Below are 18,065 nucleotides of genomic sequence, written 5' to 3'. Positions count from 1 at the left end.
CAAGGCCTGCCCGGCGCTCCAGTACGAAGCCCGTCCCGTCGCCCGGGGCGGGCTTCGCCGTATGTGCCCGCGCCGATCCCCGGGCGCCCGGTCGAACGCGGCGCCGAAGCCGCCCGCGCCGCCCGGCGGGCGGGCCGGGCCGGGGCCGGCCGGAAGCATGTCCGGGAACCGGCGTACAACGGGGCGGCCCCGGGCTCGCGCGCACGGAGGGACACCTTGGCACTCGGCGTCCGGCGGAGAGGCGGCCCCCCACACGCGCGGACGGAGGAACCTCCCGGCACTCGGCCTACGACGGGGCGGCGGCCCCCCCACACGCGCGGACGGAGGAACCCCCCCGGCAGCCGGCGTACGACGGAAAGGCGGCCCCCCACACCCGCGCACGGAGGAACCCCCCGGCACTCGGCCTACGACGGAAAGGCGGCCCCCCACACCCGCGCACGGAGGAACCCCCCGGCACGCGGCCTACGACGGAGAGGCGGCCCCCCACACCCGCGGACGGAGGAACCCCCCGGCACGCGGCCTACGACGGGGCGGCGGCCCCCCACACGCGCGGACGGAGGGAGGCCCCGGCAGCCGGCGTCCGGCGGAGAGGCGGCCCCGGGCACGCGCGGACGGGGGCAGGGCGCAGACTGGCAGCATGAACCACGCCCAGCTCACCGCCCTCGGCCGCGCCCTGCGTCTCCTCGGGGAGCACGGCGAGGCCCTCGGCGCGGACACGCCCGACGCCAGACTGCACGAGATCAAGGGCGATCTGCGGCGCGCGCTCGACCTGCTGGAGGAGAGCGTGAGCACCGCCGCCCCCGCCACCCGCTGCCCCGAGCATCCGAACGGGCCCGTCGACGAGGCCGCCCCCGATCTGTGCCTGCTGTGCGAGACCCGGCGCCGGGCCGCCCGCCGTTCCGAACTCAACGGCTCCTATCCGGCCTACGCCCGGCCGGCCGAGCCGGTCGCCGCCGCCCCCTCCCGGTACGGCGTGCGCGAGGACCGCCCGCAGCCCCAGCAGCGCTGGCTGCCGGAGCAGTGGAACGGCAGGGAGTGGCAGCTGTGCGGCACCCCGCGCCGCGACCGGCACGAGGCCGAGCAGTACCTCGCCGCGCAGCGCCGCGCCCCGCGCGCCGCCATGGCGTACCGGCTCGTGCACGAGTTCACCGACTACGAGGTGGTGCGCGTCTGGGGCACACCGATGCGGGTCGACATCGAGCCCATGGGCGGCATTTGACCGGCCTCACTCGGCCGGACTGCCGGACGACGGCCCGGCCCCGGGCACCGGAAGTATCGCGACCACCGCCCCGACGCGAGCGGCTCCCCCGGCAGGACACGGACCGCCGGGAAGGCCGTCGGCGCCCCGCCGTCGCCGCCGGGCTCCCGGAAACGCATCGGCGCCTCCCCGGCGGGGAGGCGCCGGCCCAGTGTTCCGCCGTCGTCCGGCGGGGCTCAGCTGAGCGTCTGCAGCGCCGACGCCTCGTACGGCTTCAGCTCGTCGAAGCGGTTGCCGAGGACCTTCGCCGCCCACTCGGGGTCCTGGAGCAGCGCGCGGCCGACCGCGACCAGGTCGAACTCCTCGCGCTCCAGCCGGTCCAGCAGGTTGTCCAGGCTGCCCACCGACGCGCCCTCGCCCTGGAACGCCTTGAGGAAGTCACCGCCGTCCAGGCCGACGGAGCCGACCGAGATGACCTGCTTGCCCGTCAGCTTCTTGGTCCAGCCGGCGAGGTTGAGGTCCGAGCCCTCGAACTCCGGGAGCCAGTAGCGGCGCGTGGAGGCGTGGAAGACGTCCACACCGGCCGCCGCCAGCGGGGTCAGCAGGGCCTCCAGCTCCTCCGGGGTCTCGGCGAGCCGGGCGTCGTACGCCTCCTGCTTCCACTGCGAGAAGCGGAAGATCACCGGGAACTCGGGCGAGACCGCCTCGCGGACGGCCGCCACCAGCTCGGCCGCGAACTTGGTGCGGGCCACCACGTCGCCGCCGTAGGCGTCCGTACGGCGGTTGGTGCCCGCCCACAGGAACTGGTCGACCAGGTAGCCGTGGGCGCCGTGCAGCTCCACGCCGTCGAAGCCGATGCGCTCGGCGGCCGCCGCCGCCTCGGCGAACGCGCCGATGACGTCGTCGATGTCCTGCTGGGTCATGGCCTTGCCGGTGCCCGCGGTGCCGTCGACACGCAGCCCGGAGGGGCCGACGGCCGGCGCGTCCGGGAACGGGCCCTTGCCCTGCTCGCGGACCATGCCGATGTGCCACAGCTGCGGCACGATCGTGCCGCCCGCGGCGTGCACGGCCTCGGCGACCTTCGCCCAGCCCGCCAGTTGCTCCTCACCGTGGAACCGCGGCACGCGCCTGCTGATGCCGGCCGACTCGTGCCCGACGTAGGTGCCCTCGGTGACGATGAGGCCCACGCCCGCGGCGGCGCGGCGGGCGTAGTACGACACCACGTCCTCGCCGGGCACGCCGCCCGGGGAGAACATGCGCGTCATCGGGGCCATCGCGATCCGGTTGGGGACGGTCAGGCCGTTCAGCACGACGGGACGGGAGAGGATCTCGGCCGCGCGGGAGGCGGACTCGGAGGCGTTGGCAGTCACGTGAGGGGCTCCTCGATCGGGGGTCCTGGGCAGGGTACCGGATGGTATGTGCACGCGCATCGAAACCTGTCCCTACGACAACCCGCACGCCCCGCTCCGGCATTCCGCCCCTGGCGGCGCCCCGTCTGTGATCCCGGACACGCCCGAGGGCGGCACCCCCTGTCTCCAGGGAGTGCCGCCCTCGGTACGTGCGGGACGGCGATCGACCAGGGGCCGATCAGAAGTCCATGTCACCGCCCGGCATGCCGCCGCCGGCCGGCGCGGCGGCCTTCTCCGGCTTGTCGGCGATGACGGCCTCGGTGGTGAGGAACAGCGCGGCGATGGAGGCGGCGTTCTGCAGCGCGGAACGAGTCACCTTCGCCGGGTCGATGATGCCCTCGGCCACCAGGTCGACGTACTCGCCGGTCGCGGCGTTCAGGCCGTGGCCCGGGGTCAGGTTGCGCACCTTCTCCACCACGACGCCGCCCTCGAGGCCGGCGTTGACGGCGATCTGCTTCAGCGGGGCCTCGAGCGCGATGCGCACGGCGTTGGCGCCGGTCGCCTCGTCACCCTCGAGCTCCAGCTTCTCGAAGACCTGGGAGGCCTGCAGCAGGGCCACGCCACCACCGGCGACGATGCCCTCCTCGACGGCGGCCTTCGCGTTGCGGACGGCGTCCTCGATGCGGTGCTTGCGCTCCTTGAGCTCCACCTCGGTGGCGGCACCGGCCTTGATGACCGCGACACCGCCGGCGAGCTTCGCCAGGCGCTCCTGCAGCTTCTCGCGGTCGTAGTCGGAGTCGCTGTTCTCGATCTCGGCGCGGATCTGGTTCACGCGGCCCTGCACCTGCTCCGGGGAGCCGGCACCGTCGATGATGGTGGTCTCGTCCTTGGTGACGACGACCTTGCGGGCGCGGCCCAGGAGGTCCAGGGACGCGTTCTCCAGCTTGAGGCCGACCTCCTCGGAGATGACCTCGCCGCCCGTGAGGATGGCGATGTCGCCGAGCATGGCCTTGCGGCGGTCGCCGAAGCCCGGGGCCTTGACGGCGACGGACTTGAAGGTGCCGCGGATCTTGTTGACGACCAGGGTCGACAGGGCCTCGCCCTCGACGTCCTCGGCGATGATCAGCAGCGGCTTGCCGGACTGCATGACCTTCTCCAGCAGCGGGAGCAGGTCCTTGACCGAGGAGATCTTGGAGTTGGCGATGAGGATGTACGGGTCCTCGAGCGACGCCTCCATGCGCTCCATGTCGGTCGCGAAGTAGGCGGAGATGTAGCCCTTGTCGAAGCGCATGCCCTCGGTGAGCTCGAGCTCCAGCCCGAAGGTCTGCGACTCCTCGACGGTGATGACGCCTTCCTTGCCGACCTTGTCCATCGCCTCGGCGATGAGCTCGCCGATCTGGGTGTCGGCGGCGGAGATGGAGGCGGTGGAGGCGATCTGCTCCTTGGTCTCGACCTCCTTGGCCTGGTCGAGCAGGGCGGCGGAGACGGCCTCGACGGCCCTCTCGATACCGCGCTTCAGCGCCATCGGGTTGGCACCGGCGGCGACGTTGCGCAGGCCCTCCTTGACCAGGGCCTGGGCGAGAACGGTCGCGGTGGTCGTACCGTCGCCGGCGACGTCGTCCGTCTTCTTGGCGACTTCCTTGACCAGCTCGGCGCCGATCTTCTCGTACGGGTCCTCGAGCTCGATCTCCTTGGCGATGGAGACGCCGTCGTTGGTGATCGTGGGGGCGCCCCACTTCTTCTCGAGGACGACGTTGCGGCCCTTGGGGCCGAGGGTCACCTTGACGGCGTCCGCGAGCTGGTTCATGCCGCGCTCGAGGCCGCGCCGCGCCTCCTCGTCGAACGCGATGATCTTGGCCATGTGAAGTGGTCCCTCCAGGACTGGGGGTGATTACTTCGGACCGCGCCCGCGCCCGCGACGGACGGCCCCGACCGGAGGTTCCTTGCCCCACCCGGTCCGTGGCCTCACCGACCCGGTCCTTCGCTGTCACTCTCACCTTCAGAGTGCTAACGCAATGATTAGCACTCGACCCATGAGAGTGCAAGCGACTCCGGGTGGTCCGCGGCCGACTCAGCCGGGCGCGAACACCGGCGCGCCCCGCGACGGCCCCGCGCACGAACACCCGTGCGCCCCCGACGGCACGGGCCGCGAAGCCACGCGCGCCCCCGTCGCGGCACCGGGCGCGAAGTCATGTGCGCCCCGCGGCGGCACCGGGCGCCACGCCCTGTGCACCTCCGTGGCAGACCGGGCGGAGCACGGGTCCACCTCCGCGGCAGCACCGGACCGGGCACGGGTCCAGCCCCGGGGCAGCACCGGACCGAGCACGGGTCCACCCCCGGGGCAGCACCGGACCGAGCACGGGGTGCACCCCCCGGGGCAAGCACCGGACCGAGCACGGGGTGCACCCCCCTGGCAGCACCGGACCGAGCACGGTCCGCCCCCGGGCAGCACCGGACCGGGCAGTGGTCCACGCCCGGGCCAGCCGAGCCGCGAGCGGGTGCGCCCCCCGGCAGCACCGGACCGAGCCCGGGCGCGCCTCCCTGGCAGCGCCCGGCCGAGCCCGGCTGCGCCCCTGTGACGGCGCGGGGCACGAGCATGCGCCCGCTCCATGACGGCGGCGGGCACGGGCGCGCAGCCGCCTCCGTGACGGCGCCGGGCATGGGCGCGCATCCGCCCCCGGAACGGCGCCGGACACAAGGCGTCCGCCCCCGGGGCGCGCCAGGAACGAGCGTGTCCGCCCCCGGAACGGCGCCGGACACAAGAGGTCCGCCCCCGGGGCGCGCCGCGCACGAGTGCGCCCGTCCCCGAGGCGGCCGGCGCCCGCACGGGTGCGCCTGCGCCAGGCGGCAGCCGGCGTGCGCACGGGTGCGCCTGCGCGTCCCGCGGCGACCGCCGCCCTCCGGGACGGCACCGGCCCCCGGACCCCCGCCGCTCACGGCGACCGCCGGCCGCGCCGCCTCCCGCGGACCCCGGGCACGCCGAAGGGCCCGCGTCTCAGCGGAGACACGGGCCCTTCGAAAGAACGTCGCTCGTGGTGGTCGCGCGATTCAGGCCGTGACGCGGACCATGTCGGCCTGCGGGCCCTTCTGGCCCTGCGAGATCTCGAACTCGACCCGCTGGCCCTCTTCCAGCGTGCGGTAGCCGTCCATCTGGATCGCGCTGTAGTGGACGAAGACGTCCGCACCACCGTCGACCGCGATGAAGCCGTACCCCTTCTCCGCGTTGAACCACTTGACGGTGCCCTGAGCCATGCCTAACTCCCCTATTACTGGCCCTTGCACAGATCCACACTTCGCGGATCCGGGTCAGACCTCACCCCCCATGGATTGGGGGCGTGCGCCGGAACGCGTCGACCGCGGCTGAATGTATCTGTCCAACTGCCGTCTGCAACAGGTCATCCGGACGAGAATTCCGGACGCCCGGGGGTCGGGAATATGCCGACAATTCGCCCGATTTCAGGGCAAGTCGGGCCCCATAAACAGAACAAAAGCCGCGGAAAAGACCCGGACTTTGGCTACTTCTTGTCGGGCGAGCGGCAGAAATCAAAGGCGTCCGAGGCACGAACCGGGAACGCGTTCCCCAACTCTACCGCGCTCAATCACACGGAATTGCCCCCTCCGTTTCTCTCACGGAGGGGGCAATACGACCTACGCGCGGTGACGGGAGTTACCGAAGGTAATGATCAGCCGCCGGCGACGGCCGGGATGATGGACACGCCCGCGCCGTCGGGGGTGGCGGTCTGCAGTCCCTGCTCGAAGCGGACGTCGTCGTCGTTGACGTAGACGTTGACGAAGCGGCGCAGCTTGCCCTGGTCGTCCAGCACACGGGCGGCGATGCCGGTGTGGTTCTTCTCCAGGTGCTCGATGACCTCGGCGAGGGTGGCGCCCTCGGCGGTCACCTCGGCCCGGCCGCCGGTGTAGGTGCGCAGGATGGTCGGGATGCGAACGGTCACGCTCATGCGAGGCCAGCCTCTCGGAAGGAGTCCAGGGTCGGGCGGATGGTCGCGGTCGGGCCGGTGCCCGCCACCGCGTCCAGGGTCTTCAGGCCGTCACCGGTGTTGAGGACGACCGTCGTCAGGGCCGGGTCGAGGACGCCCGCCTCGATCAGCTTCTTCGTCACGCCGACGGTCACGCCGCCCGCCGTCTCCGCGAAGATGCCCTCGGTGCGCGCGAGCAGCCTGATGGCGTCGACGACCTGCTCGTCGTTCACGTCCTCCACGGCGCCGCCGGTGCGGCGCGCGATGTCGAGGACGTAGGGGCCGTCGGCCGGGTTGCCGATCGCCAGCGACTTGGCGATGGTGTCCGGCTTCTGCGGGCGGACGACGTCGTGCCCGGCCTTGAAGGCGGTGGACACCGGCGAGCAGCCCTCGGCCTGGGCGCCGAAGATCCTGTACGGCCGGTCCTCGACCAGCCCGAGCCGGACCAGCTCCTGCAGGCCCTTGTCGATCTTCGTGAGCTGGGAGCCGGAGGCGACCGGGACGACGATCTGGTCGGGCAGCCGCCAGCCGAGCTGCTCGCAGATCTCGTAGGCCAGCGTCTTGGAGCCCTCGGCGTAGTACGGCCGCAGGTTGACGTTGACGAAGCCCCAGCCCTCGCCGGCCGGGTCGCCGATGAGCTCGGAGCAGAAGCGGTTCACGTCGTCGTAGTTGCCCTCGATGCCGACGAGCTCGCCGCCGTAGACGGCGGCCATGACGACCTTGCCCTGCTCCAGGTCGTGAGGGATGAACACGCAGGAGCGGAATCCGGCGCGGGCGGCCGCGGCGCCGACGGCGCCGGCCAGGTTGCCGGTGGAGGAGCAGGACAGCGTGGTGAAGCCGAAGGCGCGGGCGGCCTCCAGGGCCTGGGCGACGACGCGGTCCTTGAAGGAGTGCGTCGGGTTGCCGGAGTCGTCCTTGACGTACAGCCCGCCGGTCACGCCGAGCTCGCGGGCGAGGCGGTCGGCCTGGACAAGCCTGGTCCAGCCCGGGTTCAGGTTCGGCTTGGTCGCCACGTCCGCGGGGACCGGCAGCAGGGGCGCGTAGCGCCAGATGTTCGCCGGACCCGCCTCGATCCGCCCGCGCAGCTCCTCGGTGTCGTACGCCGAGAAGTCATAGGCGATCTCCAGCGGGCCGAAACACTCCTCGCACGCGAAGACCGGTCCGAGGGGGACGCGGTGGCCGCACTCGCGACAGCTCAGGGCCGCGGCGGGGCCGAGGTCGACGGCGGAGTCGGTGCTGCTTGCAACTGTCTGCACAGCCATGTGAGGCGAGGCCCTTTCTCCTCATCTTCCTCACGACGCATCTCGCCGTGAGACGGATTTGGCACCTTCCCTAGCCGGGAGCCTCGCGGGGACGATCCGTGCTCGCACAGCGATCGTCACGAGAACCGGCTGGAGGGTTGCCGGGGCTTCATCGGGCCGTGTCCCTCTGCCCCTCTGGATGAGCGGTATGTGATTGTCGGCGCGCGGTGGCCTCCCGACATGCGATGGTCACCCGCGTTGTTCAAGACTGTAACCGAAGGCCAGGACAGTTCAGAGAGTCGTCCGAACCGCGAGACGGATCACGAACCGTGCGTTCCGTCACCGTGATCCGAGGCATCAGTGAGGGAGCCGCCGACCATGCTGGAAGAAGTCGAGCGCTGGCTCAGGACCCGCTCCTGGTCCGTCACCGATCGTCCGCTGCACAGCATCCTGGCCGCAAAACGCGCCGGCGGCACGTCGGTGAGCGTCGTGCTGCCCGCGCTCAACGAGGAGGAGACGGTCGGCGACATCGTCGCCGCCATCCGCCGCGACCTGGTGGTGCGGGCGCCGCTCGTCGACGAGATCGTCGTGGTCGACTCGGGCTCGACCGACCGCACTGCCGAGGTCGCCGCCGCCGCGGGCGCGCGGGTGGTCCACCGCGACGACATACTCCGGCGCATCCCGGCCGTGCCCGGCAAGGGCGAGGTGCTGTGGCGCTCGCTGCTCGTCACCAAGGGCGACATCGTCTGCTTCGTCGACGCGGACCTGCGGGAGTTCTCCTCCGACTTCGTCACCGGGATCGTGGGCCCGCTGCTCACCGACCCCGGCGTCGACCTGGTCAAGGCCATGTACGACCGCCCGCTGGCCCTGGCCGGCCAAGAGGCGTCCGGCGTGGTGGCCGGGCAGGGCGGACGTGTCACGGAGCTGATGGCCCGGCCGCTGCTCAACATGCACTGGCCGCAGCTCGCCGGCTTCGTGCAGCCGCTCGGGGGCGAGTACGCGGCACGCCGCTCGCTGCTGGAGCGGCTGCCCTTCCCGGTCGGCTACGGGGTCGAGTTCGGCATGCTCGTCGACGCGCTGCACCTGGTGGGCCTGGACGCCCTCGCCCAGGTCGACGTCGGCGTGCGCCGGCATCGCCACCAGGACGGGCAGGCGCTGGGCCGCATGGCCGCCGCGATCTACCGCACCGCCCAGCTGCGCCTGGCGCGCGGCCATCTCCTCCGGCCGTCCCTCACCCAGTTCGAGCGGGTCGAGCACGGCTTCGCGCCGCGGACGTACCCGGTGGACACCGAGGAGCGGCCGCCGATGATCGAGGTCGCGGAGTACGCCTCCCGGTGGGTGGCGTGAAGACCGCCCTCCCCGCCGGTCCGGCCGGTACGAACCGGAACCGTACGTTTGAGCGTTTCCGGGCCGGGCTAGGTTGAGGCGTATGGCTTCAACGCACGGTGCCGAGGTGCTGGTCGCGTCCAATCGCGGCCCGGTTTCGTACGAATTGCGCGAGGACGGCTCGCTGCACGCCCGACGCGGAGGCGGAGGGCTGGTGTCGGGTCTGTCGGCGATCGGGCCCGAGGCGGGCGCGGTGTGGGTGTGCGCCGCCCTGAGCGACGCCGACCGCGAGGCGGCCCGCCGCTTCGAGGGCGGCCGCCGGCTGCCGGCCGACGCGACCGGCGGCCAGCAGGTCCGCATGCTCGACATCGACGCCGGCGTCTTCGCCGACGCCTACAACGGCATCGCCAACTCGGTGCTGTGGTTCGTCCACCACATGCTGTACCAGACGCCGCTGGAGCCGGTGTTCGACGCGGAGTTCCGGCGCCAGTGGGCGTCGTACGAGGCCTACAACCGCGCCTTCGCCCAGGCACTGGCCGAGGAGGCGGCCGAGGGCGCGGCCGTCGTCGTCCAGGACTACCACCTCACCCTGGTCCCGGGGATGCTCCGCGATCTGCGCCCGGACCTGCGCATCGGCCACTTCTCGCACACGCCCTGGGCGCCCGTCGACTACTTCCGGATGCTCCCGGACGACATCGCCGAGCAGGTGCTGCGCGGCATGCTGGGCGCCGACCGGCTGGGCTTCCTCACCCGGCGGTGGGCGGACGCGTTCGCCGGCTGCTGCGAGGAGATCGTCGGCGGGCTGTGGGACACACGGGTGGGCGTGCACGGGCTGGGGGCCGACGCCGCGTTCCTGCGCGACCGTTCCCATCGGGCCGACGTGGACGAGCGGATGGCCGCCCTGCGCGAGGAGATCGGCACCGGACCCGACGGCGCTCCGCGCAGGACGATCGTGCGCGTGGACCGGACCGAGCTGTCGAAGAACATCGTGCGCGGCCTGCTGGCCTACCGGCGGCTGCTGGAGGACCGCCCCGAGTGGCGCGAGCGGGTCGTCCACGTGGCCTTCGCCTACCCCTCCCGCCAGGACCTCGAGGTCTACCGCGCGTACACGGCCGAGGTGCGGCGGCTCGCGGAGGAGATCAACGAGCGGTACGGCACGCCCGGGTGGACCCCCGTCGTCCTGCACGTCAAGGACGACTTCGCCCGCTCGCTGGCCGCCTACCGGCTGGCGGACGTGGCGCTGGTGAACCCGATCCGGGACGGCATGAACCTGGTCGCCAAGGAGGTGCCGGTCGTGTCGGACGCGGGCTGCGCGCTGGTGCTCTCGCGGGAGGCCGGGGCGTTCGCGGAGCTGGGCGAGGACGCGATCGCGGTGAACCCGTACGACGTGGTCGGGACGGCGGCGGCACTGCACGAGGCGCTGCGGATGCCGGAGCACGAGCGGGCGGAGCGCTCGAAGCGGCTGGCGGCGGCCGCGACGGCGCTCCCGCCGGCCCAGTGGTTCCTCGACCAGCTCACCGAGCTGGACGGCGAAGCCGGCTGACAACGGCCCGGCCGCACCGGCGCCCCGGGCCGACGCCGGCTCGGCGTCGGCCCGGGGCGCCGGTCTCAGTGCAGCCGTTCCGCCAGGGCCGTCAGCAGCTCCACCACGCCCGCCGGGCCGTCGACCACCAGGTCGGCCCGGTCCGCGAGCTCCGTGACCTCGGTACTGCCGCTGCAGACGAGCACGCCGGGGACGCCGTCCGAGCGAAGGGTGTCGACCGCGGCGTAGGCGGGCAGGTCGCCGAGGTCGTCGCCGGCGTAGAGAACGGAGCCGGCGCCGACCCGGCGGGCGTACTCCGCCAGGGCCACCCCCTTGTCCATGCCCGGCGGACGGAGCTCCAGGACCAGCCGGCCCGGTTCCAGGAGCAGCCCGTGCCGGTCCGCGAGGCCGGCGAGGGGCTCGCGGAGCAGCTCGAACGCGGCCTGCGGATCCTCGGCCCGGCGGGTGTGGACGGCGACGGCCCGGCCCTTCTCCTCGATCCAGGTGCCCTGCCAGGCGCCGACCCGGTCCAGGAGACCGGGCAGCTCGGCGCGGGCGGCGGCGACGCCGGGGTACGGGGGCGGCGCGACGACCTCGCCGGTCGCGGCCTCCCAGCGTTCGGCACCGTAGTGGCCGAGGACGACGAGGCGTTCCAGGCCGGGCACGCCCGCGAAGCCGCCGTGGCGCACCGCGACTCCGGCGGGGCGGCCGGTGACCACCGCGACGGCGCCCACCTTCGGGGCGAGCGCGGCCAGCGCGGGCACCGCGTCCGGGTGCGCCCGGGCCTGGTCCGGGTCCGGCACGATCGGGGCGAGCGTCCCGTCGAAGTCGAGCGCGATCACCGCTTTCCCGGGCTGCGCGAGAATCGCGTCGAGCCCGTCCCGGCCGGCCTGCGTGGCGGGCGTCGGCAGGGGGTGCCTGGGGTTGGTCGAGTCCGTGTCGTGGCTGCCCATACGGCGAACCTATCCAGCGTGCCGCGACCGCACGCCTGCGCGAAGCGCCTGTCGTCCCGAACGACGCGACGGGGACGCGAACGGCCCACCGTCGCCGGCCCCGGCGGCGCGGGCGGATCGGCCCCCTGCCCGCCGGCCACCCGCGCGCGACCCGTCAGCCGGCCCGGCGGGCACCGGCGGGCGGCACCGCCCCGACGGCCGAGCGGTGGTCCGGCAGCGACGGCGGTCCGCGCCGCACACCCACGCGCCCTGCGCCATCCCTCGGCCGCGCCGCCGGCGGCGGGACGCCGGGGCCGGCACCGCGCACGGGGCCCTCACGGCCCGAAACGCTGCCGCAGCAGCGACGACGACGCGGCCGGTGAACCGCGCGCCCCGCACCTCACCGCTCCCCGCGCCGCCTCTCCCGCACCCGTCGCAGCCGGTTGACCGTGACCGGGTCGTGGGCCAGCGCGCGCGTGTCGTCGAGGAGGGCGTTGAGCAGCTGGTAGTAGCGCACCGGGGACAGCCCGAGCTCCTCACGGATCGCCCGCTCCTTCGCACCGGGTCCGGCGAAGCCGCGGCGCTCCAGCGCGAGGATGTCCCGTTCCCTGCTGCCGAGCCGCTCCTGGTCGTCCATACCGGCACGGTAACCCCGGCCACCGACAGCACGGCGGGCCGGCGTGCGGCCGCACCCCGCGGGCCGCGGCGGGCCGCCCGCCCGCCGGGTGCGGCCGTCGTCGCGGCGGCCGGCACGGCCGCCCTCCCCCGGCAGGGGCGGCCGGCGCAGGCGGCGCCTACTCCGCCGCGCTGTCCGCCGTGGACGCCGTCGCCTGCAGCCGCCCGAGGACCGCCGACGGGCTGCCGTCCGGGGCGACCGCCTGCCCGATCGTCTTCTTGATGTCCGCGCTCACCCGCGCCCACGACGTCTTGCCGACCGGGTAGAGCTGGGCGACCGGCAGCTCCTGCAGGAACGGCCGGAGATCCTGGTCCTCCTCCGCCTGCGCCATCACCTCGGACGCGGACTCGGTGACGGGCAGCAGGTCGTACTCCCGGGAGAAGTCCAGGACGTTCTTCTCGCTGTAGACGAAGTCGAGGAAGTCGCCGACCTCGTCGCGGTGGCCGTTCTTCTTGAACGCCGCCATCCAGTCCGTGACGCCCATGGTCGACTCGGGCGTGCCGTCGCGGCCCGGCATCGGCACCATGCCGAACTTCACGCCCTTCTTCGCCGCCTGCTGCATCAGCGTCGGGTGGCCGTTCAGCATGCCGACGTCGCCGGCGGCGAACGCGGCGAAGGCGTCCGCGCGGTTCAGTCTGCCGGGCTCGATCGGCCCGGTGAGGCCCTTGCCGACCAGCTCGTCCTTGAGCCAGGTGAAGGTCTCGACGTTCCGCTCGGAGTCCAGGGTGTAGGTGCCGACGTCGTCGGTGTAGCCGGCGCCGCCGCTCAGCAGCCACTGCATGGTCTCGGCCTGCGCCTCCTCCGGCCCGAGGGGCAGCGCGTACGGGTACTTCACGCCCTCGGCCTTCAGCGCCCGGGCCGCGGTCGCGAGCCCGCTCCACGTCTTCGGCGGGGTGACGCCGGCCTCGGCGAAGAGGGCCTTGTTGTAGAACAGGACGCGCGTGGAGGCGGCGAACGGGATGCCGTACTGCGTGTGCCGCACCTGCCCGGCGTCCGAGAGCTGGCCGAGGAAGTCCGCCTGGACCGGGATGGAGAGCAGGTCGTCGGCCCGGTAGAGCAGGTCCTTGTCGGCGTAGTCGGCGTACGCCCCGATCTGGGCGAGGTCCGGGGCCTTCCCGGCGGCGACCAGCTCCCCGACCTTGCGGTCGACGTCGTTCCAGGAGTGGACGCTGACCTCGACGTGCACGTCCGGGTGCTCGGACTCGTAGTCCTTCACCAGCCGGTCCCAGTACTTCTGCGAGCTGTTGGCCGCGGAGTCGCCGTAGTCGGCCGCGACCAGCCGGAGGGTGACGTCGGAGGAGCCCGTGCTCCCGCAGCCGCCGAGGACCGCGGTCATGCCCAGTGCGGACACCACCGCGATCATTCCTGTCCTGCGCCGCTGCACTGCCTCTCCCGTCCCGCTCACTGCCGGCTCGCCGCCCGGGGCGCGGACAGGAACGGACCCTGTGCCCCCCGCGACGCGAAACTTTTCGAATCGTCAGACATAAGGTCTACACCACGTAAGTGGACTAGACCTCTTGCGGGTGAAAGGGTCACACTGTCCCCCGTGAGACACGTCATCGCCCTCGATGTGGGCGGCACCGGGATGAAGGCCGCGCTGGTCGCGGCGGACGGCGCCCCGCCGCCCGGGGACGCCTCCCGCCGGCCGCGCGTGCTGCACCGGGCGCGTCGCCCGACCGGCCGCGAACGCGGGCCCGGCGCCGTCGTCGAGGACATCCTCGGCTTCGCCGCCGAGCTGCGCGCGTGGGGCGCGGAGCACCTGGGCGAACCCGCGGCCGCCGCCGGTGTCGCGGTCCCCGGCGTCGTCGACGAGGAGCGCGGCACCGCGGTCTACTCGGCCAATCTCGGCTGGCGCGACGTGCCTCTGCGCGCCCTGCTGAGCGAGCGGCTGGGCGGTGCGCCGGTGGCCGTCGGCCACGACGTGCGCACCGGCGGGCTCGCCGAGGGCCGGATCGGGGCCGGACGCGGCGCCGACCGGTTCCTGTTCGTCCCGCTCGGCACCGGCATCGCGGGCGCCATCGGCATCGACGGCCGGGTGGAGGCGGGCGCGCACGGCGTCGCGGGCGAGATCGGCCACATCGTCGTCCGGCCCGGGGGCACGGCCTGCCCGTGCGGGCAGCGCGGCTGCCTGGAGCGGTACGCGTCCGCGGCGGCGGTCGGCCAGGCCTGGGCCGGGGCCGCGGGGAACCCGGCGGCGGACGCGGCCGACTGCGTACGGGCCGTCGAGTCCGGCGACCCGCGGGCGCGGGCCGTGTGGCAGGAGGCCGTGGACGCGCTCGCCGACGGACTGGTCACCGCGCTCACCCTGCTGGACCCGCGCACGCTGATCATCGGTGGCGGACTCGCCGAGGCGGGGGAAACCCTCTTCGCACCGCTGCGGGACGCCGTCCGGCGGCGCGTCACCTTCCAGAAGCTGCCGTCGATCGTCCCCGCGGCCCTGGGGGACACCGCCGGCTGCCTGGGCGCGGGGCTCCTCGCCCGGGATCTCCTGACCCCCTCCCACGACTCCCCGGAGGTAACCGCCTGATGGCCCCCAGCAAGGTTCTCGCCGGTGCCCGGGTGGTACTGCCCACCGGAGTCGTGCCCGAGGGACGCGTGGTCGTCGAGGGCGCCCGGATCACGCAGGTGGGCCCCGCGCGGCCGGAGCCCGACGGAGGCCCGGCGGCGCTCCCGGCGGACGCGCGGGTGGTCGACGCGCGCGGCCACTGGGTGGTGCCCGGCTTCGTCGACCTGCACAACCACGGCGGCGGCGGCGCCTCGTTCACCTCCGGCACCGTCGAGGACGTCCTGCGCGGCATCCGCACCCACCGGCTGCACGGCACGACCACGCTCGTCGCCTCCACCGTCACCGGCGACCTGGACTTCCTCACCCGGCGGGCCGGGCTGCTCAGCGAGCTGGCCGAGCAGGGCGACCTCGCCGGCGTCCACTTCGAGGGACCGTTCATCTCGCCGTGCCGCAAGGGAGCGCACTCCGAGGAGCTGCTGCGCGACCCGGACCCGGCTCAGGTGCGCAAGCTGGTCGACGCCGCGCGCGGCCAGGCCCGGATGATGACCCTGGCCGCGGAGCTGCCCGGCGGCATCGACTCCGTGCGCCTGCTCGCCGAGCAGGGCGTGATCGCGGCGATCGGCCACACGGACGCCACCTACGAGCAGACGGTGGAGGCGATCGAGGCGGGCGCGACGGTGGCCACGCACCTGTTCAACGCGATGCCGGCCCTCGGCCACCGCGTCCCCGGCCCGATCGCCGCCCTCCTGGAGGACGAGCGGATCACCGTCGAGCTGATCAACGACGGCACGCACCTGCACCCGGCCGCCCTGCGGCTGGCGTTCCACCACGCGGGCGCCGGGCGGGTCGCGTTCATCACCGACGCCATGGACGCGGCCGGGTTCGGCGACGGCCGCTACCTGCTCGGGCCGATGGAGGTCGAGGTCGCGGACGGGGTGGCGCGTCTGGTCGAGGGCGGTTCGATCGCCGGTTCGACGCTCACCCTGGACCGGGCCTTCCAGCGGGCGGTGACGGTCGACGGACTGCCGGTGGAGCACGCGGTGGCCGCCCTGTCCGCCAACCCGGCCCGGCTGCTCGGCCTGGACGACCGGATCGGCTCCCTGGAGCCCGGCAAGGACGCCGACCTGGTGATCCTGGACGAGGACTTCGCGCTCAAGGGCGTGATGCGCCGCGGTGAATGGGTGGTCGATCCCCAACTGGGCTGATCCGTCCGGCCATACGGCGGCGGCGGCCCGCACCTCGACTGGGCCGTCCGCCGTCCGTTTGGCATGATCGTGCCTCCGGCACTTCGCGACACGCGCATTCACCCGGGGGAGGCAGCCGACGTGATCCTGACGGTCACGCTGAACACCGCTCTCGACATCACCTACCGGGTGCCGTCCCTGCGGCCCCACGCCTCGCACCGGGTGACCGCGGTGGCCGAGCGGCCCGGCGGCAAGGGCGTGAACGTGGCCCGGGTCCTCGCGGCCCTCGGGCACGAGGTGACGGTCACCGGCTTCGCCGGCGGCGGCACCGGGCGCCTGCTGCGCGACCTGCTCGCGGGCACGCCCGGCCTGGTGGACGCGCTGGTGCCGGTCGCCGGGGCGACCCGGCGCACCACGGCCGTCGTCGACGAGCGGACCGGGGACACCACCCAGCTCAACGAGCCCGGACCGGTCATCGCCACCGCCGAGTGGTCCGCCTTCCAGGACGTCTACGCGGAGCTGCTCGGGTCGGCTTCGGCGGTGGCGCTGTGCGGCAGCCTGCCGCCGGGGCTGCCCGTGGGGGCGTACGCCGGGCTGGTGCGCGCGGCGCGGGCCGCGGGCGTGCCCGTGCTGCTGGACACCGGTGGGGAGGCGCTGCGGCGGGGGGTGGCGGCCCGCCCCGACATCATCAAGCCCAACGCCGACGAACTGGCCGAGCTCACCGGCTCCCACGAACCGGTCCGCGCCGCCCAGGACACCCGCCGGCGCGGCGCCGGGGCGGTGGTCGCCTCGCTCGGCGCCGAGGGCCTGCTCGCGGTCACCACGGAGGGCCGGTGGCGCGCCGCGCCCCCGGACCGGATCCACGGCAACCCGACGGGCGCGGGCGACTCGGCGGTCGCGGGCCTGCTGTCCGCCCTGGTCGAGGGCCTGCCCTGGCCGGACCGTCTGGCCCGCGCGACCGCCCTGTCCGCGGCGAGTGTCCTGTCACCCGTGGCGGGCGAGTTCGACCACACGGCCTACGCGAAGCTGCTGGGCCGGGTGGCGGTGACGGCGGAGGCCAGCGCGGCCTGAGGGTCAGCCGGACTTCACCCAGCCCTTGGCCAGCCAGAGCTGGTCGAGGTTGGCGTCGCACTGGTTGCCCGGCTCGCACGAGATCTTGATGATGTTCGTGCCCTTGTTGAGCTGGATGTAGTTGAACGTCTTGGTCCAGCCCTTCTCGTAGTCGCCGGCCGGCGCGTTCGCCCAGTTCTTCAGCTTGACGGGCACGCCGGCCGCGGTGCCGTTGACCGTGAGCGTGGCCGTGCCGTCCTTGCCGGGAACGCCGTAGCCGACGAACAGGGTGTACTTGCCGTCCTCGGGGATGCCGTTGACGTTCCAGGTCACCGAGGCGCCGGGGGTGTTGAAGTTCGTGACGTAGACGCCGCCGTCCGCCCGGGCGCCCTTGACGTTCGACGCGGTGACCGCGCCGCCGTCCAGGCGCAGGGCCTTGGCGTCGATGGCCGGGAGGTCCTCCTCGGACGCGGCGCTGTCGCTCGCCGACGGGCTCGGTCCGTCGCTCTGCGCGGCCGTCGGCGAGGCGCCGCCCGCCGAGTCGTTCGGCTTCTCGTCGTCGTTGCCGCCGATCATCACGACGCCGATGCCGACGACGACCGCGGCGACCACGGCGACGGCGCCGATCAGCAGGCCCTTGGTGTTGGGGCCGCGGCCACGGCCGCCGCTGCCGCCCTGGGACGAGGTCGCACGGGGGCCGCTCGGGCCACCCGGAGAGGTCCCGGGGGCCGCGTAGTGGGCGCCGGGCTGGCCGTACGCGCCCTGCTGCTGGGCCTGCCCGTGCGGCGCGGTGGGGGACTGCTGGCCGTACTGCCGCTGGCCGACCGTGCGGACCCGGCTGACCGAGTTCGGGTAGCCGTAGCCACCGGACGGCGGCTGGGCTCCGTTGGCCTGGCCGTCGGCGTAGAGGTAGCCGAACGGGTCGTCGTCCTCGGGCGTGCTCGCGCCGTTGTTGCCGGGCGTCATCCCTAGGTACTCCTCAACAGGTGCGGTCGGATGCGGTACATGGGAAAGGCGAGCCTACCCTCCCCCGTACTCGAACGCGGTCGAACGGGGGGCGCCCGGCGCGGGCCCGTGACGGGTCACACCGCCCGCGTCATCCCG

At 73.8% G+C, this 18,065-nt stretch carries 15 protein-coding genes and 1 riboswitch; of the genes, 6 read left to right on the top strand and 9 right to left on the bottom strand.

The window, feature by feature from the left end; genetic code table 11:
* The first annotated feature begins 637 nt into the window (after window positions 1-637).
* Complete coding sequence (locus ABZ920_RS08490; protein WP_361500207.1) at window positions 638-1,219, top strand: hypothetical protein; 582 nt, start codon at window positions 638-640, stop codon at window positions 1,217-1,219.
* Between the two features lie 215 nt (window positions 1,220-1,434).
* Here ABZ920_RS08490 and ABZ920_RS08485 read toward each other — a convergent pair whose 3' ends face one another.
* The 5 genes from ABZ920_RS08485 to thrC form a co-directional block, all read right to left on the bottom strand.
* On the bottom strand, window positions 1,435-2,568 hold the full coding sequence (locus ABZ920_RS08485; RefSeq protein WP_361500204.1) for an NADH:flavin oxidoreductase: 1,134 nt from the start codon (window positions 2,566-2,568) through the stop codon (window positions 1,435-1,437).
* Between the two features lie 217 nt (window positions 2,569-2,785).
* Entirely contained in the window at window positions 2,786-4,408 is a 1,623-nt protein-coding gene (gene groL / locus ABZ920_RS08480) for a chaperonin GroEL (protein ID WP_361500201.1), read from the bottom strand.
* Between the two features lie 1,187 nt (window positions 4,409-5,595).
* On the bottom strand, window positions 5,596-5,799 hold the full coding sequence (locus ABZ920_RS08475) for a cold-shock protein (protein ID WP_004986573.1): 204 nt from the start codon (window positions 5,797-5,799) through the stop codon (window positions 5,596-5,598).
* A gap of 431 nt (window positions 5,800-6,230) precedes the next feature.
* On the bottom strand, window positions 6,231-6,506 hold the full coding sequence (locus tag ABZ920_RS08470) for a MoaD/ThiS family protein (protein ID WP_361500198.1): 276 nt from the start codon (window positions 6,504-6,506) through the stop codon (window positions 6,231-6,233).
* Window positions 6,503-7,786 (bottom strand): threonine synthase, encoded by a 1,284-nt coding sequence (thrC, locus tag ABZ920_RS08465; protein WP_361500196.1) that lies wholly within the window; start codon window positions 7,784-7,786, stop codon window positions 6,503-6,505. Before thrC ends, ABZ920_RS08470 begins: the two co-directional genes overlap by 4 nt.
* Window positions 7,787-7,804: 18 nt before the next feature.
* Window positions 7,805-7,971: riboswitch (SAM riboswitch) on the bottom strand.
* Between the two features lie 172 nt (window positions 7,972-8,143).
* Here thrC and ABZ920_RS08460 point away from each other — a divergent pair.
* Both ABZ920_RS08460 and ABZ920_RS08455 read left to right on the top strand, forming a co-directional pair.
* Complete coding sequence (locus ABZ920_RS08460; protein WP_361500193.1) at window positions 8,144-9,112, top strand: glucosyl-3-phosphoglycerate synthase; 969 nt, start codon at window positions 8,144-8,146, stop codon at window positions 9,110-9,112.
* 82 nt (window positions 9,113-9,194) lie between these two features.
* Window positions 9,195-10,634 (top strand): trehalose-6-phosphate synthase, encoded by a 1,440-nt coding sequence (locus ABZ920_RS08455; protein ID WP_361500190.1) that lies wholly within the window; start codon window positions 9,195-9,197, stop codon window positions 10,632-10,634.
* A 65-nt stretch (window positions 10,635-10,699) separates the two neighbouring features.
* On the opposite strand, the gene otsB is transcribed toward ABZ920_RS08455, so the two are convergent.
* From otsB to ABZ920_RS08440, 3 genes are all read right to left on the bottom strand, one after another.
* On the bottom strand, window positions 10,700-11,566 hold the full coding sequence (otsB, locus tag ABZ920_RS08450; RefSeq protein WP_361500187.1) for a trehalose-phosphatase: 867 nt from the start codon (window positions 11,564-11,566) through the stop codon (window positions 10,700-10,702).
* 379 nt (window positions 11,567-11,945) lie between these two features.
* Window positions 11,946-12,182 carry a DUF3263 domain-containing protein gene (locus tag ABZ920_RS08445; protein ID WP_361500184.1) on the bottom strand — a complete coding sequence of 79 codons (237 nt, stop codon included), beginning with the start codon at window positions 12,180-12,182 and terminating at the stop codon, window positions 11,946-11,948.
* Between the two features lie 157 nt (window positions 12,183-12,339).
* On the bottom strand, window positions 12,340-13,584 hold the full coding sequence (locus tag ABZ920_RS08440; protein ID WP_361500181.1) for an extracellular solute-binding protein: 1,245 nt from the start codon (window positions 13,582-13,584) through the stop codon (window positions 12,340-12,342).
* 183 nt (window positions 13,585-13,767) lie between these two features.
* Between ABZ920_RS08440 and ABZ920_RS08435 the strand changes: the two genes are divergently transcribed.
* The 3 genes from ABZ920_RS08435 to ABZ920_RS08425 all read left to right on the top strand — a co-directional run bounded on the left by ABZ920_RS08435 (window position 13,768) and on the right by ABZ920_RS08425 (window position 16,982).
* Window positions 13,768-14,748 (top strand): ROK family protein, encoded by a 981-nt coding sequence (locus tag ABZ920_RS08435; protein WP_361500178.1) that lies wholly within the window; start codon window positions 13,768-13,770, stop codon window positions 14,746-14,748.
* Entirely contained in the window at window positions 14,748-15,932 is a 1,185-nt protein-coding gene (gene nagA / locus ABZ920_RS08430) for an N-acetylglucosamine-6-phosphate deacetylase (RefSeq protein WP_361500175.1), read from the top strand. Before ABZ920_RS08435 ends, nagA begins: the two co-directional genes overlap by 1 nt.
* A 120-nt stretch (window positions 15,933-16,052) precedes the next feature.
* Window positions 16,053-16,982 carry a 1-phosphofructokinase family hexose kinase gene (locus ABZ920_RS08425; RefSeq protein ID WP_361500172.1) on the top strand — a complete coding sequence of 310 codons (930 nt, stop codon included), beginning with the start codon at window positions 16,053-16,055 and terminating at the stop codon, window positions 16,980-16,982.
* A 3-nt stretch (window positions 16,983-16,985) separates the two neighbouring features.
* Here ABZ920_RS08425 and ABZ920_RS08420 read toward each other — a convergent pair whose 3' ends face one another.
* Window positions 16,986-17,927, bottom strand: coding sequence for a carbohydrate-binding protein (locus ABZ920_RS08420; protein WP_361500169.1), 942 nt, complete (start codon window positions 17,925-17,927; stop codon window positions 16,986-16,988).
* Between the last annotated feature and the right edge of the window lie 138 nt (window positions 17,928-18,065).

This window comes from Streptomyces sp. NPDC046831 (assembly GCF_040645305.1).
In the GTDB taxonomy this organism is placed as follows: Bacteria; Actinomycetota; Actinomycetes; order Streptomycetales; family Streptomycetaceae; genus Streptomyces.
The sequence above is the reverse complement of the archived record's forward strand: the minus strand, read 5'-3'. Positions and strand labels throughout refer to the sequence as shown.

Bases quoted from the DNA above. Each gene is read 5' to 3' on its own strand.
- ABZ920_RS08490 (WP_361500207.1), top strand. From the start codon at position 638: ATGAACCACGCCCAGCTCACCGCCCTCGGCCGCGCCCTGCGTCTCCTC.
- groL (WP_361500201.1), bottom strand. From the start codon at position 4,408: ATGGCCAAGATCATCGCGTTCGACGAGGAGGCGCGGCGCGGCCTCGAG.
- ABZ920_RS08475 (WP_004986573.1), bottom strand. From the start codon at position 5,799: ATGGCTCAGGGCACCGTCAAGTGGTTCAACGCGGAGAAGGGGTACGGC.
- ABZ920_RS08470 (WP_361500198.1), bottom strand. From the start codon at position 6,506: ATGAGCGTGACCGTTCGCATCCCGACCATCCTGCGCACCTACACCGGC.
- thrC (WP_361500196.1), bottom strand. From the start codon at position 7,786: ATGGCTGTGCAGACAGTTGCAAGCAGCACCGACTCCGCCGTCGACCTC.
- ABZ920_RS08460 (WP_361500193.1), top strand. From the start codon at position 8,144: ATGCTGGAAGAAGTCGAGCGCTGGCTCAGGACCCGCTCCTGGTCCGTC.
- ABZ920_RS08455 (WP_361500190.1), top strand. From the start codon at position 9,195: ATGGCTTCAACGCACGGTGCCGAGGTGCTGGTCGCGTCCAATCGCGGC.
- otsB (WP_361500187.1), bottom strand. From the start codon at position 11,566: ATGGGCAGCCACGACACGGACTCGACCAACCCCAGGCACCCCCTGCCG.
- ABZ920_RS08445 (WP_361500184.1), bottom strand. From the start codon at position 12,182: ATGGACGACCAGGAGCGGCTCGGCAGCAGGGAACGGGACATCCTCGCG.
- ABZ920_RS08440 (WP_361500181.1), bottom strand. From the start codon at position 13,584: ATGATCGCGGTGGTGTCCGCACTGGGCATGACCGCGGTCCTCGGCGGC.
- nagA (WP_361500175.1), top strand. From the start codon at position 14,748: ATGGCCCCCAGCAAGGTTCTCGCCGGTGCCCGGGTGGTACTGCCCACC.
- ABZ920_RS08420 (WP_361500169.1), bottom strand. From the start codon at position 17,927: ATGACGCCCGGCAACAACGGCGCGAGCACGCCCGAGGACGACGACCCG.